The sequence below is a fragment of the uncultured Gardnerella sp. genome (genome assembly GCF_947280595.1).
Lineage (GTDB): Bacteria > Actinomycetota > Actinomycetes > Actinomycetales > Bifidobacteriaceae > Bifidobacterium > Bifidobacterium vaginale_A.
Genome location: NZ_CAMYOS010000004.1, coordinates 41,224 through 58,694, shown reverse-complemented (window position 1 = coordinate 58,694; position 17,471 = coordinate 41,224). Strand labels below are relative to the sequence as shown.

Genomic DNA, 17,471 nt, shown 5'->3' with positions numbered 1-17,471 from the left:
TTGGAAATGCAAAAGGAGTTTTGCGAAGCATGAAATCCGATGTGAATAGTGATGAAAAATCTAAGTCTGATTCTGAAAATTATACTATTTCCAGTTCAGTGGATTTGTCAAAATCAGATGACGAACTTTCTATGGCGGATATTTCTCGCAAAAATGCGAATCCTGTTAGTTTTGTGTCGTATGCAATTGTTTTGCTTATTGCAATTATTTTTCCGTATTGGGCTGGACGAACTCTCGCTGCTCAAAGTACAACTTGGGTTATAAATCATACATCTTTTCTTTCTCCTATTGGAGTTTTGTTTATTTCGTGGATTATAACTGTATCTTTATTTACTTGCATAGCTATGGCTGTTATTGAGCCAAAACAATGGATTTGGAGATGCGCTCTGATTGTATTTTTGGCACTTGAACAGTTTATTGCTGGATTGTGTTTATTGCGTTTAAGTTTTTGGTATTCAACTCATGTTGTCTATGGATCTGCAGCTTCACTAGCTAATGCTGCTAATTTAGGAATTATTTCTGCAGGTTTGTCTGTTGCTGTGTTTGCTATATTATTTGTAGGCTTGCTTGTAGTTGTTCCTAAAAAATCAAAATTGAATGTATTTACTCGCAGCTGGGCATCGTTTATTCTGTTCTTTGCTATTGAAGTTATTGCAATAATAATAGTAATTTTTGGCGGTTTTATGACTGCTATGTAAGTTTTATTCTTACATATACGTAAGTTTTGTGTTTATCGTATTTTCGTAAATTTATTTGTATTGTATGATTCTTGTAATTCTTTCGTATGCGTGTGTTGTGTAGCTTGTTTAGCTTTATTACTTTTTCTCTTATCTTTATTACTTATAGTTTTAGTTCGTTTTAGTTCATTTTATCTAGGTAGTAAATTTATGAGATTTTATATATATTTTCTATATGTTGCATTGCACTTTTGTTCTAGCGTGTCTGTAATATAGAGATTTGGCGTGTAACGCCCGCGGATTCACAAGCGCTACAGCAAAGGTTGTAGCACCGCGCAGTGATTATAAGGAGGACGCCGTGGCATTAACGGCTGAAGATAAGAAGAATATCATCAATGAATACGCGACGCACGAGGGTGACACGGGTTCCCCAGAGGTGCAGGTTGCTTTGCTTAGCAAGCGTATTGCTGACCTCACTGAGCACTTGAAAGAGCACAAGCACGATCATCATTCTCGTCGTGGTTTGTTGCTTATGGTTGGTGATCGTCGTCGTCTTCTTGATTACTTGAAGCGCGTTGACATCAATCGCTATCGTTCTTTGATTGAGCGACTCGGATTACGTCGATAGTCTTGTGACCCAGGTGTTATTATGCCTGGGTCTTTTATTTGATTTCTGTGATTTGTTTAGTATTGTTCCGTTTGTTAAGATTTTTGATTTGTTAAGATAAAATTTGTGAATTCGTTAAGATGAATAAGATGAAATAACTTGTGATAATTCGCGATGACTTGTGATTACTCGTGATTTTGGGGATATTTAAGATTTATAACTGAAGATTTAAAACATAATTGAATACGGATGATTGAAGTAACCGAAACAAAAAACACTACGAAATATTGGCGCATAATATTCAAGCATTGTGAAATTTGTACAGATAGCAACAATACGAAGTCGCCAATGTTACTACGCATGTTGGTTGGTTAGGTAAGTTAAAGAAAAGGAGGAACCCGTGGAGGGTCCCGAAATTAAGGCTGTAGAAGCCGTTATTGATAATGGTTCATTTGGTAAGCGTACGTTACGCTTTGAAACTGGTCGCCTTGCACAGCAAGCTGATGGAGCTGTGGCGGCATATTTGGATGATGATTCCATGATTTTGTCTACGACGACTGCAGGATCTAGTCCAAAAGAAAACTATGATTTCTTCCCTCTAACTGTTGATGTGGAAGAAAAGATGTATGCTGCTGGCAAAATTCCAGGATCTTTCTTCCGCCGTGAAGGACGTCCTTCAAATGAAGCAACTTTGGCATGCAGGATTATAGATCGCCCATTGCGTCCATTATTCCCACATACTCTACGTAATGAAGTTCAGGTTGTTGAAACAATTTTGGCAATAAATCCTGACGATGCATACGATGTAATTGCATTGAATGCTGCATCTGCATCTACTATGATTTCTGGTTTGCCATTTGAAGGTCCAGTTTCTGGTGTTCGTTTGGCGCTGATTGACGGTCAGTGGGTTGCGTTCCCACGTTGGAGTGAGCGTGAGCGTGCTGTTTTCGAGATTGTTGTTGCAGGTCGAGTGATTGAAAATGGCGATGTAGCTATTGCAATGATTGAAGCAGGTGCCGGTAAGAACGCTTGGACTTTGATTTACGATGAAGGTCAAACTAAGCCTGATGAGGAAGTTGTTGCTGGTGGTTTGGAAGCTGCTAAGCCTTTTATTAAAGTAATTTGCGATGCTCAAAATGAGTTGAAGCGTATTGCATCTAAGGAAACTAAGGAATTCCAGCTTTTCCCAGAGTATACTGATGAGCTTTATTCTCGCATTGATGAGATTGCTCATAAAGATTTGGACGAAGCTCTTTCTATTGCTGAAAAATTGCCTCGTCAAGAGCGCATTGAGCAAATCAAGGAAGGCGTTCGCACAACTCTTGCTGAAGAGTTCACTGATATGGATGATGCTGAGAAAGAAAAAGAACTTGGCAATGCGTTCAAGGAATTGCAACGTCAAATTGTTCGCCGCCGTATCTTAACTCAAGATTATCGTATTGACGGTCGCGGCTTACGTGATATTCGTACTCTTAGTGCTGAAGTTGATATCGTACCTCGCGTTCATGGTTCTGCATTATTCCAACGTGGTGAAACTCAGATTTTGGGTGTAACTACTTTGAACATGTTGAAGATGGAGCAGCAGGTTGATGCGCTTTCTGGCCCACAAACCAAGCGATACATGCATAATTATGAAATGCCTCCATATTCCACTGGTGAAACTGGTCGCGTTGGTTCTCCAAAGCGCCGTGAAATTGGTCATGGTGCGTTAGCAGAAAAGGCTTTAGTTCCAGTTCTTCCAACTCGTGATGAGTTCCCATACGCTATTCGTCAGGTTTCTGAGGCTATTGGATCTAATGGTTCAACGTCTATGGGTTCTGTTTGCGCTTCCACGCTTTCCTTACTAGCTGCAGGAGTTCCTTTGAAAGCTCCAGTTGCAGGTATTGCTATGGGCTTAGTTTCTGGAGATGTTGATGGAAAGCATATTTTCAAAACATTAACAGATATTTTGGGTGCAGAAGATGCTTTTGGCGATATGGATTTCAAGGTAGCTGGTACTTCTGAATTTATTACTGCTTTGCAACTTGATACCAAGCTTGATGGTATTCCAGCTGATATTTTGGCTTCTGCTTTACAGCAAGCTCATGAAGCTCGTGCAACTATTCTTGAAGTTATTAACGAGTGCATTGATTGCCCAGCAGAAATGAGTCCATTTGCTCCTCGTATTATTACAACAACAATTCCTGTTGATAAGATTGGCGAAGTAATTGGCCCTAAGGGTAAGATGATTAACCAGATTCAGGAAGAAACTGGCGCTGAGATTGCAATTGAAGATGATGGTACTGTCTATATTTCTTCTGAAGGCGGTGAAGCTGCTGCTAAAGCTAAAGAAATCATTGATTCTATTGCAAACCCTCGTATTCCAAAAGCTGGTGAAACCTTTACAGGTAAAGTTGTTAAAACTACAAGTTTTGGTGCGTTTGTTAATTTAACTCCTGGAACTGATGGATTATTGCATATTTCTCAAGTTCGCAATTTGGCAAATGGTTCTCGAATCGACACTGTTGAAGATGTGCTTAAAGAAGGCGATAACGTTGAGGTTATAGTGCAGAGCGTAGATGAGCGCGGCAAGATTTCCTTGGCTATCCCAGGCTATGAGGATCAAGAAACTTCTGCGCCTTCTCCTCGTGAGAATCGTGGGCGTTCATCTAGAGATGATCGCGAAAATCGTGGTGATTCTCGTGGAGATTATCGCGCTACTCGTTCTCGTGCTTCGCGTGAGGATCGTGAGGATCGCGAGGATCGTCCGCGCCGTCGAGTATCTCGCGAGGATTTAGATGATCGTGAGAATCGCGAAAATCGTGAGAATCGTTATAGCGATCGTGATAGTAGATATGATGATCGTGATTCTAGAGATGCGCGAGATAGTCGCCGCGATAGTAGATATGATGAGAGCGATTTTGAGGATCGTCCGCGCCGCCGCGCGCCTCGCGAGGATCATGATGATTTAGATTCTAGAGATGCGCGCGATAGCCGTGATTCTAGAGATAATCGTGATAATCGCGACAATCGTCGTGATAACCGCGAAGAAGATCGTGATTCGCGTTATGCAAATCGCTCTGATCGCACGAATCGCCGTGTTTCAATGGATCGTAGATCACCAGAACGCAATCCTCGCTATGCTGCTGACGATAATCATTATGATGAATATCGTTCATCTCGCGAGAATCGCACTGAGCGTCCGCGCCGTAGAGTGCGCCGCGATTTTGATCCGTTTGATGAAGACTAATCTCATTTAACGAAGACTAATCTCATAAAACTTATAAAATTTTAGATTTTAAAATCTAAAGTTATGAAATGCCTTCAAGCTTTTTACGCTTGGAGGCATTTGTTATTTCGCGAATAGTTATTACTTACAATTATTATTACAACTAATACTTATCATTTATAAACATGGGGTGCAGATATGCTTATGAATCGCGCAATAGGCTCTTTTAATACAACAGCTATTGGTTTTGGTGAGATGCCTCTTACGATTGAAAATAATCTTGGTCACAATATGGGCATTGAAACTATTCATGCTGCTCTTGATGCAGGTTGTACGCATATTGATACTGCATGGGCATACTATTGTTCAGGAGGAGAAGAGCAAACTGGTGAAAAACTTGTGCGCGAAGCTTTAAGCACGTGGAATGGTGATAAATCTTCTATTTTAGTTGCAACGAAAGTTGGACATTTTCGTAATTTCACTGAAGGACGTCCAACGTGGGGTAAAGATGGTAATCCTGAACATTTAATACTTCGAGCTAAAGAATCTGCTATGGCTCTTGGCGTAGATACAATTGATTTACTTTATTTTCATAGGCCAGATCCGTGTGTTCCATACAATGAGTCAATTGAAGCTATGAAGCAGCTTTTAGATGAAGGAGTTGCTAAAGAAATAGGTATATCAAATGCGTCTGTTGAGCAAATTGATATTGCTCGCAGCATTCTTGGCAAAAAGCTTGTTGCAGTTCAAAATCAATATTCTCCAGTTCATCTAGAAAATGAAGATACTTTGAAATATTGCGAAAAACTCGGTATTGCTTTCGTTTGTTGGAGTCCTTTAGGAGGATTTCGTCACCCATATGACGATCATCTTTTTGATCCTTTCCGTAAAGTTGGTGAAGCTCACAAAGTAAGTTATCAGCAGGTTGTTTTGGCATGGGAGCTTGCAAAAGGAAATCATGTGTTCGTGATACCTGGAGCGCATCGTCCTGCAACGATTTTGGATAGTTTGAAAGCCTCGCAATTGCAATTAAGCGATGAAGAATTAGCTTATTTATCTTAAAAGAAAGCAGAAAAATGCAAGAAACTAGTGTAACTGGTATGCCTATTGCTCAAGTTGACGATGAAGGTATACCAATTCCTGTAACTATTCCGATTGTTTTAGGTGAGCGCACTCGTGCTGTTTTTACAACGCGATTGGGTGGTGTTTCTGAAGGTGATTTTGCGTCATTAAATCTTGGTGGTCGTGGCGGAGATAATCCTGAAGCTATTTTTAGTAATCGTTTTGCGTTACGCAGGACTTTGCAAGCTGACTTGTGTTTGGTTAGTCAAGTTCATGGGAAAGAAGTTTTTGATTCTGATAATATAATAAATTCGTTTAACACGAATTATGGGTTTGATGCTACAGGTTTTGCGGATTTAAAATTAAAAATTGATGCAGATGCACAAGTTTCTACTTTAAGTTCTCTAGCTTTAGGTATGTTTGCAGCAGATTGTTTGCCTGTTTTGCTTGCAGATGATTATGCTGGTGTGATTGCTGCAGCTCATTGTGGAAGAAAAGGTCTTATGGCTGGTGTGCTTGAGGCTACTATTGATGCTATGTGCAAAAAGGGTGCTGATCGCGCGCGCATAACAGCAGTTTTAGGCCCTTGCATTTGTGCAAATTGTTATGAAGTTGGCAATGATATTGCTCGCGATTTTGAGCGTAGATATCCGCAAACAGTTTCACGCACTAGATTTGGTGGAGTTGGTATTGATATTGCTGAAGCTGCACGTATAGATTTAGCTCTTGCTGGTGTTTCTAATATTGTTGATTCTTTGCCTAGAGTTGACGCTGCAACAAAATATTTATCTGAAGATGTTGAATTAAAAGAAATTTGTGATTCTGATTGTGAAGGATCTTCTTTGGAAGAAAGATTGAAGACTCTTGATAATCCTCTTTGCACTTTTGAAAATCCGCTTTGGTATTCTCATCGCCGTGCAGTTGTTTCTGGCAAATCTCACGAAGGAAGATTGCTTGCGCTTATAATCAAAGACAAGTAGAAGGCTAAAATTATGCAACAAATAAACATAGTGATTTCTGGATTTGGGCCTTATGCGGATCTTGAAATAAATCCTTCTTTTGAAGTCCCGAGTGCGCTATCAAAAATGGAAAGTGATCAATTTTCTATTTCAAGTGATGTGAATATAAAAGTAACGTCTGTGATGCTTCCAATAAGTTTTGCTAATTCTTGGCCTGAATTATTAGAAACAATCGAGAAAGAGAATGCGAATATTGTGATTTCGACAGGTGTAAAACATTCTGCTCGTGGAGTGCAATTAGAGCGTTGCGCAACGAATATGATGGATACAAAAATGCCTGATGTTGATAATCGCCGTCCTCAGCGTATGTCTATTGTTGATAACGGTCCAGCTGCTTATTGGACTCGTTTGCCATTGCGCATGATTTTGAATGATTTTGCTCGTGAGGGTATTGCATCTACTTTAAGTTCTGATGCTGGGACTTACGTATGTAATTCACTTTTCTACAGATTATTAAACTGGTCTACTAATAATTACGATAGGAAATTGTTAGCTGGATTCGTTAGTTTTCCTCCTGTTGTTGCATCTCATGATGCTCGTCATGGTTTACCTTTGCAATTGCAAATTAAAGCTGGCCAAGATATTGTAAGTGAAGCTGTGAAATATTATTTGAAACCTTCGTCTTTAAACATGCTGCTTGAGTAGTTTATTGAAGATGTGTACAGAGAAGAATAAAAGATATTTTTCTAAAATACGTAGTGCGCGACACGCCCGAGTCTTTTGTGCTAGTAAGTGATAGCGTTAGTGCTGATATATGCGTGCGCAGCTTAGCATGTTGCGCTATGTTGGTTTGTGAAAGGAATGCCATGGTGGATCGATTTTCCGTTGCTTTACGCGGATACGACAAAGAAGAAGTAAATAAAGCTATCGCAAACTATGAGCGCACGGTAGCACGTTTGCGAGAACAAGTACGTTCTAGTGATGAATCTATTTTGCAACTTCAAGCACAATTGCAAGAAGAAAAGAATAATGTTAAGCGTGCAAAAAATGGTAGTACTTTTGCTTCTCTAGGTGCTAATGCTCAGCAATTATTGGCTTCTGCAGAACAAACAAGTGCTCAATTATTAGAGCGTGCTAAACAGGATGCTGCATCTATTAAAAAGAATGCTCGTGCTCAAGCTGGAACTTTATTAAATAATGCAAAATTAGATGCTGAGCATTTGTTGCAGGAATCGCAAACTAAAGCAGATACTTTACTTTCAAATGCGACTAAAAAATCTGAACAGATGTTGAACGCTGCTAAAGAGGATTCTGAAAGACTTCGTTCTTCTGCTCAAAGGGATGTTGACGCTCAACGCGATTCAACAACTTTGGAATTAAATAATGCTCGAGAAGAACATAATAAGAAGATGGCTTCTGAATTATCTCAGCAGGAGCGAAATATTGCTGAAATGAAAGCAGAGGCTGCTAAGGCAATAGCTCAACAGCGTTCAGCTGCAAATGAAGAGATTGCGCACGCTAAAGCTGAAACTAATGATCAAATTGAAACTGCTCTTTCTGAAGCAAATAAAAAGTTAGCTGATATGCGAGAGCGTGCTTCAAAAATGATGGCTGAAGCTCAGCGTAAAGCTGGTGAAATTACTGATGCTGCTAGCGCTAAAGCACAAGAAATTGCTGATGCTGCTCAAGTAGAGCGAACTAAGACTATGAGTCAAGTTAGTGCAGAAGTTGAGCAGATTCGCGCTGATATTGCTCAACAGCAAGATGAGGCAACTAAAAAGGTGGATGCTTTACTTTTAGGTTTGAAAGATCGGCAGAGAGCTGCACAAGAAGAAGCTGATGCGTTAATTGCTCGTGCAAAATCTATTCATCAAGATGCAGATGATTATGCTGCTCAAACTCATAAGTCTGCAGATGAGCAAGCTGCACAAATAGTTAGAAAAGCTATGAAAGAAGCAACTGAACAAGTTGAAGAGCGTAGGGGTGCTGCTCAGCAGGAGCTAGATGGCATGACTGCTAGATTGAATCAATTGCAGCATCGTGAAGCTACTATTACGCAGCGTGTTACAGAATTGCGCTCGCTATTTACTAACGCTTTTGCAGGTTTTGATTTTGGAGATTCAAAGCAGCAAAATTCTGATGATGAGTCTACGAATTTGAATGATAGTTTTGAAAGTTTAGATGAGTCTGCAGGTAATTCTTTGGCTGATTCTGTAGAAGGTTCAGCTGATGTGCATAATTCTGGTGTGAAAGCTGAAGTGGACTCTGATGCTCAGCGTGAAGTTCGGCGTGATGCTCAGCGTGAGGTTCAGGCTGCTCTTGCTGAATCAGCTGAATCATCTGAATCAGAAGATTCGCGAGAGTAAGTTTGCTCTTTGCTCTGGCTGATTATTATAGTGCTAGTTGATATTAGCTTTATATGGTTGATGTTGTTTTATGCTAGCGCTTACTTGTGTTTTTAAGAAAACAATTAAACAATTAAACAATTTAGATAATTAAATAGTTAGAAAATTAGATAATTAGATAATTAGAAAGGTTAGAAATTGGTTGCTCTTACTTCTTTAACTAGTGAGATGTTACAGGATTTGCGTGAGGATTTTGATAATAATCCTTTGAATCGCTTGGCAATGAACAGTGTTACTGCTGCTGGTATTGATAAAGTTGCGTTAAATTATGATAGATCTCGTCTTTTGCAGCGCCGTTTTTCAACAATTGTAGATAATGCAGATGCAAGGCATCAGGATCATTCTGGTCGTTGCTGGTTGTTTAGTTCTTTGAATGTTGCGCGTTTTGTTGCTAAGAAATCGTTGAAAGTTAAAGATTTTGAGTTTTCTCAGAATTACGCTATGTATTATGACAAGCTTGAAAGAGTAAATTATTTCCTTAATGATGTTGCTGCTCTTGTGCGTGCTGGCGAGCCAAATGATTCTCGTTTGTTGCAACATTTGCTTCACGATGTTATGGGCGATGGCGGTCAGTGGACTATGGCTATGAACGTCTATAAGAAGTATGGCGCTGTTCCTAAAGATTTGTATCCAGAAACTGAGTCTTCTAAAGATACTGATGCTATGAATACTCAGTTGCGTAAGTTGTTACATACTGCAGTTGCGCATATGTATGCAAATTCTGCTGATATTGATGACATTATTTCAAATACTGTTGCAGCAGGTCATAGGATTTTGACTATTCATTTAGGGCAGCCACCAAAGAGTTTTGACTGGGAGTGGACTGATGAGGACGGAAACTTCCATAGAGATGGCGAGATTACTCCTGTTGAGTTTTGGAAGAAATATGTTACTGCTGGTTTAGAGGATTATGTGTGCTTAGTAGACGATCCTCGTGCAGAACATCCTAAGGGTAAGAAGATTGCTATTGAGCACTTGGGTAATGTTGCTGGTGGGGATGCTACAGAGTATTTGAATGTTCCAAATCAATTTATGAAAGATTGTGTGAGGAAGATTCTTGTTGAGCAGGGTATTCCTGTTTGGTTTGGTGCGGATTGCCATCCTATGATGGATCGCGTTAATGGTGCTTGGGCTACTGACTTATTTGAATATGATCGTGTTTATGGCGTTGATTTTGATTTGAATAAGGAAGATCGCGTGCGTTTTGCTGATTCTGCTATGAATCATGCTATGGCTTTTGCTGGCGTTGATGTTGCTGATGATGGAACAACTACTCGCCGTTGGCGTGTTGAGAATTCTTGGGGAGCGGATATTGCGGATAAGGGTTACTTCACTATGAGCGATGATTGGTTTAGTGAGTATGTGTATGAAGTTGCAGTGCCTAAGGCGCTTTTGCCGGAAGAATATCGCAAAGCACTTCAAGAGCCAGCAATTGTTTTACCGGCATGGGATCCAATGGGCGCATTAGCATAGCTTGAAATCATTAGGATTTCAAGCTAACCTAATGCGCCGCGCTCACTATTGTGAAAAGCACGGTGTGCTTTTCGCGTGAGCGCGGCGGTACGCGTTCTTAAAACGCGTGCCGACCACATTAAGTCGGTGGACTTACAACGCAAGCTCGGACTATGCCGAGTGTGTTTTTATTAGGATGGTTGTAAATGGAATCTACTTTTGAGAAACGTAACGCACTTGCTGTTAAGAAAGCTGTTGAAGAGGAGAAAGATCCATTTAATTCTGCTAAATTCATGCGTTGGGAAGATAGAGTTGGTGTTGATCGCATTATTAACCGCCGTGTACTAGAGCTTGAACCGTTGCCAACTCCTGCACAAGTTCTTGGAGAATTGCCATTATCTAAATGTGCACAAGATATTGTTGCTCAATCGCGTGATGAGATTCGAAGCTGCTTGAATGGCGATGATGATCGTTTGCTTGTAATTGTTGGACCTTGTTCTGTGCATGATCCTAAGGCGGCGCTTGATTATGCTGAGCGTTTATCTAAACTTCGTAAGAAGCTTGAAAATGAGCTTTTAATAGTTATGCGAGTGTATTTTGAAAAGCCTCGTACGGCTCTTGGTTGGAAGGGTTTGATTAACGATCCAGATATTGATGGCACTCACGATATTCATAAAGGTTTGCTTTTAGCTCGCCGCACTTTACTTGGAGTTTTGGATGCTGGTTTGGCTGCAGCAACGGAGTTTTTAGAGCCAACTAGTCCACAGTTTATTGCTGATGCTGTAAGTTGGGGAGCAATAGGTGCAAGGAATACTGAGTCGCAGATTCATCGTCAGCTTGCTAGTGGTCTTTCTATGCCTGTTGGTTTTAAGAATGCTACTGATGGATCAGTTGTTGCTGCTGTAAATGGTTGTTTGGCTGCAAGTCAGCGTCATACTTTCTTTGGTATTGACCATCTTGGTAGGGCTTGTGCTGTTCAAACTCTTGGTAATCCTGATTGTCACGTTGTTTTACGTGGATCTAGTAAAGGTCCAAATTATGATGCTGCTTGCGTTGCTGCTGCAGTTGCGTCTGTTCGATTAAGGCTTGGTACAAGTTGCATGGCTTCTAACGGTGTTGTGGTTGATTGTTCTCATGGAAATTCTGGTAAGGATGAGCATCGTCAAATTGAGGTTGTTCGTGAGATTGCTAAGCGTTTGGCTGAAGGTGAGCAGGGTATTAAAGGCGTTATGATGGAGAGTTTCTTAAAAGGTGGTAATCAAGATCCTGCTCCTCTTAGTGAGCTTGAATACGGCAAGTCTATTACTGATCGTTGTATTTCTTGGGAAGATACTGCTGCTTTGCTTAATACTCTTGCTTCGTCTGTATCTTCTCGCCGTAAATTGTAATTAAATATTTTGTTGAAAAATCATCAAGCTCAATGTAAAGGGAATAATTTTATGCGTAATATCGAAAGAGTTGCTGTTGTTTGCGCTTTAGAAGAGGAAATTGCACATATCGCTAGTGAACTTAATGATGTAACTCATAAGAATTTTGCTAGTCTTGATGTATCTCAAGGGCAGCTTCTTAGTGTAAATCAAAGAAAAATTGATGTGGTTGCTACTGTTGGCGGAATGGGTTTAGTAAATGCTGCTGCAACTGTGCAATATCTTATTGACACTTATAATCCTCAAGCTGTAATTTTTTCTGGTATTGCTGGAAATCTTAATAAAAATTTACATACAAATGATGTTGTGCTTGGGCAAACATTAAAATATTTAGATACAGATATGCGTTTGATAGGTCAATGGAAACCTTTTACGAGCGAGTTCCATTCTGATGATTATTTGTTGCAAGTAGCTAATCAAGTGCTTAATAAAATGGGAATTACGCATATTTCGGGAACTATTGCTTCTGGTGGATATTTTGTTGATACTCCTTCAAAAGTTGCGGAAGTAATTGAAAAAACTCATGCAGATGCTGTTGAAATGGAAGGAGCTGCTGTACTTCATGTAGCAGCGCGTAATGATGTTCCAGCATTGATTGTGCGAGCAATGAGTGATAACGCGGATACAGAATACGAAACTTTCCATACTTTTGATATTTCAGAATATGCAGATACTGCTGCAAAAATTACAGTTAATATTATTCGTAATTTGTGATTTATGTTCGTATTGAAAATATATAGCTTTAATTGTTATATAAACGTTCGCCAGTAACTTTTCGACACGCCGTATTGGTTGCCGACTCCTTTCTTGTGCAAGTATTGAAATTCGTAGTGCTAAATGCCGTCACTTTTTGCAATATACGTATTTTTGCCGGTTAGGTTTAACCCACCTATTTATGATGATTGCGTTAATAAAAAAAGATAGGGTAATTTAAGAAAATGCGCTCAATTCGCAATACGGCTATAGGAACGCGAAAGTGTGGTGGAGCGCAAGGCAATTCTTCGCGAAAGGAAAGAAGAATATGCGTAAAAATATGAACAAAATGAATATAATCAAGTTAATTCCAACAAAATTAAGTACTACAAAGCTAAGTACTACAAAATTAAGTACAAATAAAAGCATATTTAAGTTTCGCGCTGCTGCTGTAGCAGCGCTTACATTTGGCTTGTGCGCAACGTGCGCTGCTTGCGGAGATAACGTTCCTGCAGATAACACATCCGCATCCGGGTCTACTAACACTAAAATTTCTGGAAATTTCCAAGGATCTGGAGCATCCTCTCAACAAGTTGCTGTGGAAGCTTGGATTGCAGGATTCCAAGTGAAAAATCCTGAAGCTAAAATCGCATATAATCCAACTGGTTCTGGCGCAGGAGTTACAACTTTTATGACTGGCGCTACAGCTTGGGCTGGATCAGATAAATTCTTAAGTAATGATGAAGTAAAGCAATCTAAATCAGTGTGTGCAAATGGAACTACTGCTTTCGATGTGCCTGTATATGTATCTCCTATTGCAATAGCATTTAATCTAAAAGGTGTTTCAGATGCAGGCAAGCATATTAACATGGATGCTTCTACGATAGCTAAAATTTTCGATGGGAAAATCACAAGTTGGGATGATGATGCTATTAAATCTCAAAATCCAGATATTTCTCTTCCGAATAAAGCTATTACTGTTGTACATCGTTCAGATAAGTCTGGCACAACTCAGAATTTCTTAAGCTACATAAAAGATGCAGCACCAAATGATTGGAAATATGACCTTTCTGAAAATTGGCCTAATAGCGTAGGTCAAGGAGCAAAAGGCACTTCTGGAGTAGTTTCAACAATACGTATGGCAGATGGAGCAATTGGATACGCTGATTTCTCTCAAGTAGGCAAATTAGGAACAGTTGCTGTGAAAGTTGCAGATACTTACAGTGCAATTTCAGCTGAAGGCGCATCTGCTACTCTCTCTGATTCTGATGTAGATACAGAAGCATTTGGTAAAAATCGCGTAGTTGTTAAAATAAATCATTTAACTAAAAAGCAAGGAGCTTATCCTATACTTCTTGTGTCTTATGACATTGCTTGCAATGCGTACAAAGACAAATCTACAGCGAAGTTTGTGAAATCATGGTTAAGTTATGTAGTTAGCAATGAAGGTCAGAATGCTGCCAGAAGTGCATCTGGTAGCGCACCACTTCCACAAGATGTTGTAAGTAAAATAAACGCATCAATTCAATCTATTAAATGATAATTGTTATAAAGCTATAACATAGCTGAAAAAGCTAGAACATGTCTGATATTATTAAGACATTATCTGTAAAAGGAGCATGAGTGAGTTCTACGATGAATGTAGTTGCGGATGCGGATTCAAACAAGCAAGGTTTTTCGCGTAATCGTAGTATGCATACTTTAGATCACATATTTAAGTATGTTGCTTGTATTTGCGGTATTTTGATTTTGTTGATACTTGCAGCTGTAGCTATATTCTTGCTATTTCGTGCAACTCCTTTGATTTTTGCAGATCGAAATCAACTTTCTAGCGTTTATGCGGATTTTACTGGGGGGAAATCACATAACTTCTTAAGTTATGTGATTCCTCTCATCTTCGGAACTGTTTTAATGTCTGCACTTGCTTTATGCTTTGCATTCTTTGTAGCTATTGGTATTGCGCTTTTCATATCTCATTACGCGCCTAAAAAAATCGTTCCTTTTCTAAGCTCAGTAGTGGATTTATTGGCTGCAATACCATCAGTTATTTATGGTTTATGGGGCGGGCTAGTTCTTGTTCCAGCTATGTACCCATTTTGGGATTGGATTTCGCGATTTTTGTCTTGGATTCCTTTATTTGCTGGTCCTGTTGCAAATCCTTCTAGGTGTGCTGCAACGGTTAGTCTTGTGCTTGCAGTAATGATTCTGCCAATTATAACTTCTATGGCTCGCGATATTTTCCAACAAGCTCCTCGTTTGCAACAAGAGGGTGCGCTCGCGCTAGGTGCTACAAAGTGGGAGATGATAAAGCTTGCAGTTTTGCCGTTTGCTAAATCTGGTATTGTTTCTGCTTCAATGCTAGGTCTTGGACGTGCTCTTGGTGAAACAATGGCAGTTTTGATGATTCTTTCTCCGGGATTTACTTTCGGAATCAATATTTTCAAGGCATCTCAAAATCAGACTATTGCTGCTAATATTGCAGCTCAATATCCTGAAGCAAATGGTTTAGGTGTGAGTGCGTTAATTGGCACAGGTCTTGTATTATTTGTTATTTCGTTTGTTGTAAATTTTGTTGCTAGAAAAATTGCTGGTAATACTAGCGCGAATCGACTAAATATATTTGCTAAATTTAAAAAGTTTGTTAAATCTATAAAATCAAAGAAACCTAATCAAGTTTCTTCGTCTGTTTCGTCTGATTTAGTTTCTTCGTCTTCAACAAGTCCAGTTATAGATTTTGATAAATTTAGCCCAACAAGGTCATCTATTGCATTGCGTAAGCGCAAAGATTTTTTGATGCATGTGTTGATTTTTCTATCTTTTATTGTTGCAATCATTCCTTTGGCATCATTGCTTTTAACAACAATCATCCATGGTATTAAACGATTTAACATAGATTTTTTGACTCATAATATGACTTATGTAGTTGGTGGAAATGCAACTGGCACAGGCGGTTATGGCGGAATTTTGCATGCTATTATTGGCACGCTTGAAATAACGCTTGGTGCTATGGTTATTTCAATTCCAATTGGCTTAATGTGTGCTGTTTATTTAATTGAATATGCTCATGGAAAAAGAATTGCGCGTGTAATTAACTTGATGGTTGATGTGATGAGCGGCATACCTTCTATCGTTGCAGGCTTATTTGCATTTTCTATGTTTGCTATTCTTTTAGGTCCTGGAACTATAAATGGTTTTGAAGGTTCAGTTGCACTTTCTATTCTTATGATTCCAACTGTTGTGAAGTCTGCTCAGGAAATGCTAAAAATTGTTCCTAATGATCTGCGTGAAGCTTCGTTAGCTTTAGGAGTAACAAAACAACGTACTATTACTAAAGTGGTTTTGCGTACAGCGTTGCCGGGAATTGTATCAGGATGCATTTTAGCTGTTGCGCGTGTAATTGGTGAAACAGCGCCACTTTTGATGGCTTCTGGATTTATTGCATCAACTAATTTCAATTTGTTTGAAGGTCAGATGACTACTTTGCCTGTATATGTTTATCAAGAGTATTCAAAGCTTTCTGCGAATTGCCCAGCTAATGCTCCTGATTCGTGCGTAACTACTATTCCAATGGAACGCGCTTGGTCTGCTGCTCTAGCTTTGATTGTGATCGTGTTATTGCTAAATATTATTGGTAGGGTAGTTGCTCGAGTGTTTTCAGTTAAAGCAAAATAGATTGAAATAGAGAAAAATAGATTGATTAGATTGAAATAGAGCAAAATAGAAATACAGAAGACGAAATAAGACGTAACAAGACTAAATAAGACGTAACAAATTTTTAGAAAGCGAGGATCGTAATGGGTCAGCGGATTGATGTGAAAAATTTGAACATCTATTATGGTGATTTTCTTGCTGTAGAGGATGTAAACATAAGCATTGAGCCTAATAAAGTTACGGCTTTTATAGGTCCTTCTGGCTGCGGAAAGTCTACTGTTTTACGAACTCTTGACAGAATGCATGAGATTACTCCTGGAGCGCGCGTAGAAGGTCAGGTCTTACTTGAAGGACGTGACTTATATGCTAAAGATGTTGATCCTGTAGCTGTGCGTAGAGATGTTGGAATGGTTTTTCAGCGCCCGAATCCTTTTCCAACTATGTCTATTCGTGAAAATGTTCTTGCTGGCGTTCGCTTGAATAATCGTAAAATTTCTAAGCAAGATGCTGATGATCTTGTTGAATGGGCTTTGCGTGGAGCGAACTTATGGAATGAAGTTAAGAATCGCTTAGATAAGCCTGGTATTGGTCTTTCTGGTGGTCAACAGCAGCGACTTTGCATTGCTAGAGCTGTTGCTGTGCATCCGCAAGTATTGCTTATGGATGAGCCATGCTCCGCACTGGATCCTATTTCTACTCTAGCTGTGGAAGATTTGATTAACGAGCTTAAAAATGATTACACGATTGTGATTGTAACTCACAATATGCAGCAGGCTGCTCGTGTTGCTGATTACACAGCATTCTTTAACTTGAAAGCTGTTGGCAAGCCGGGTCATTTAGAGTATTTTGCAGACACGACTACTATGTTTAATAATCCGCGTAATGCTGAAGCTGAGCGTTATATTTCCGGTCGTTTTGGGTGATTTTTACGTTTCTCTAAGATAAACTCCGAGAGCTCAGCCCATTTGATAGGCAAATCCCGTAAATGAACCTATAGGATTGTTTACAAAATAGGATTGTTGTTGTGAGGTGTGGGAATTACTTACCTCACAGGAGCTTCAACTTTTTACGCATTCTCAGATGTTGTTGCTTGTAGTAGTAAAAGGTAGATTTTAGCTTACTTTAGTTTTATAAAGAGTTTGGATTAGGTGTAACTTCTTCAAGCACCGTTTCGCTTTTTATTGTTCGTTAAGTATTTTCCGCACCTCACTAGTACGTGATTTATACTTTATTTGCTTAGTAAATGAACCTATAGGATTGTTTACAAAATATGATTGTTGTTGTGAGGTGGGGGAATTACTTACCTCACAGGAGCTTCAACTTTTTACGC

The 17,471-nt window shown here is 39.4% G+C and carries 13 protein-coding genes and 1 pseudogene; all 14 read left to right on the top strand.

All coding sequences use genetic code 11. The annotated features are described in order from the left end of the window. Positions 1–29: 29 nt before the first annotated feature. On the top strand, positions 30–698 hold the full coding sequence (locus Q0X59_RS02205; RefSeq protein WP_075523319.1) for a teichoic acid transporter: 669 nt from the start codon (positions 30–32) through the stop codon (positions 696–698). A 337-nt stretch (positions 699–1,035) separates the two neighbouring features. Next, on the top strand, positions 1,036–1,305 hold the full coding sequence (rpsO, locus tag Q0X59_RS02200) for a 30S ribosomal protein S15 (protein ID WP_004109774.1): 270 nt from the start codon (positions 1,036–1,038) through the stop codon (positions 1,303–1,305). A 379-nt stretch (positions 1,306–1,684) separates the two neighbouring features. Beyond that, complete coding sequence (locus tag Q0X59_RS02195) at positions 1,685–4,513, top strand: polyribonucleotide nucleotidyltransferase (protein WP_103043449.1); 2,829 nt, start codon at positions 1,685–1,687, stop codon at positions 4,511–4,513. Positions 4,514–4,690: 177 nt separating this feature from the next. Further along, positions 4,691–5,554, top strand: a complete 864-nt coding sequence (locus Q0X59_RS02190) for an aldo/keto reductase (protein ID WP_297642856.1) — start codon at positions 4,691–4,693, stop codon at positions 5,552–5,554. 14 nt (positions 5,555–5,568) lie between these two features. Further along, the gene (locus Q0X59_RS02185) at positions 5,569–6,534 is read left to right on the top strand and encodes a polyphenol oxidase family protein (RefSeq protein WP_296157145.1); all 966 of its coding nucleotides are present in this window, start codon (positions 5,569–5,571) and stop codon (positions 6,532–6,534) included. Positions 6,535–6,546: 12 nt separating this feature from the next. After that, positions 6,547–7,218: a pyroglutamyl-peptidase I gene (locus Q0X59_RS02180; protein ID WP_296157143.1), complete on the top strand. Its 672-nt coding sequence runs from the start codon at positions 6,547–6,549 to the stop codon at positions 7,216–7,218. A gap of 161 nt (positions 7,219–7,379) precedes the next feature. Beyond that, positions 7,380–8,879: a cell division protein gene (locus Q0X59_RS02175; protein ID WP_297642854.1), complete on the top strand. Its 1,500-nt coding sequence runs from the start codon at positions 7,380–7,382 to the stop codon at positions 8,877–8,879. A gap of 177 nt (positions 8,880–9,056) precedes the next feature. Further along, positions 9,057–10,391: a C1 family peptidase gene (locus tag Q0X59_RS02170; RefSeq protein ID WP_296157139.1), complete on the top strand. Its 1,335-nt coding sequence runs from the start codon at positions 9,057–9,059 to the stop codon at positions 10,389–10,391. A gap of 185 nt (positions 10,392–10,576) precedes the next feature. Continuing rightward, entirely contained in the window at positions 10,577–11,758 is a 1,182-nt protein-coding gene (locus Q0X59_RS02165) for a 3-deoxy-7-phosphoheptulonate synthase (protein ID WP_296157137.1), read from the top strand. 51 nt (positions 11,759–11,809) lie between these two features. Continuing rightward, positions 11,810–12,511: a 5'-methylthioadenosine/S-adenosylhomocysteine nucleosidase gene (mtnN, locus tag Q0X59_RS02160; RefSeq protein WP_296157135.1), complete on the top strand. Its 702-nt coding sequence runs from the start codon at positions 11,810–11,812 to the stop codon at positions 12,509–12,511. A 262-nt stretch (positions 12,512–12,773) separates the two neighbouring features. Then, entirely contained in the window at positions 12,774–14,030 is a 1,257-nt protein-coding gene (locus tag Q0X59_RS02155; RefSeq protein WP_297642851.1) for a phosphate ABC transporter substrate-binding protein PstS, read from the top strand. Positions 14,031–14,182: 152 nt separating this feature from the next. Then, a pseudogene (gene pstC, locus Q0X59_RS02150) lies at positions 14,183–15,076 on the top strand (phosphate ABC transporter permease subunit PstC); the annotation flags it as partial. 63 nt (positions 15,077–15,139) lie between these two features. Beyond that, positions 15,140–16,162: a phosphate ABC transporter permease PstA gene (pstA, locus tag Q0X59_RS02145; protein WP_297642923.1), complete on the top strand. Its 1,023-nt coding sequence runs from the start codon at positions 15,140–15,142 to the stop codon at positions 16,160–16,162. Between the two features lie 122 nt (positions 16,163–16,284). Continuing rightward, positions 16,285–17,064, top strand: coding sequence for a phosphate ABC transporter ATP-binding protein PstB (gene pstB, locus Q0X59_RS02140; protein WP_075523311.1), 780 nt, complete (start codon positions 16,285–16,287; stop codon positions 17,062–17,064). Positions 17,065–17,471: the final 407 nt, after the last annotated feature.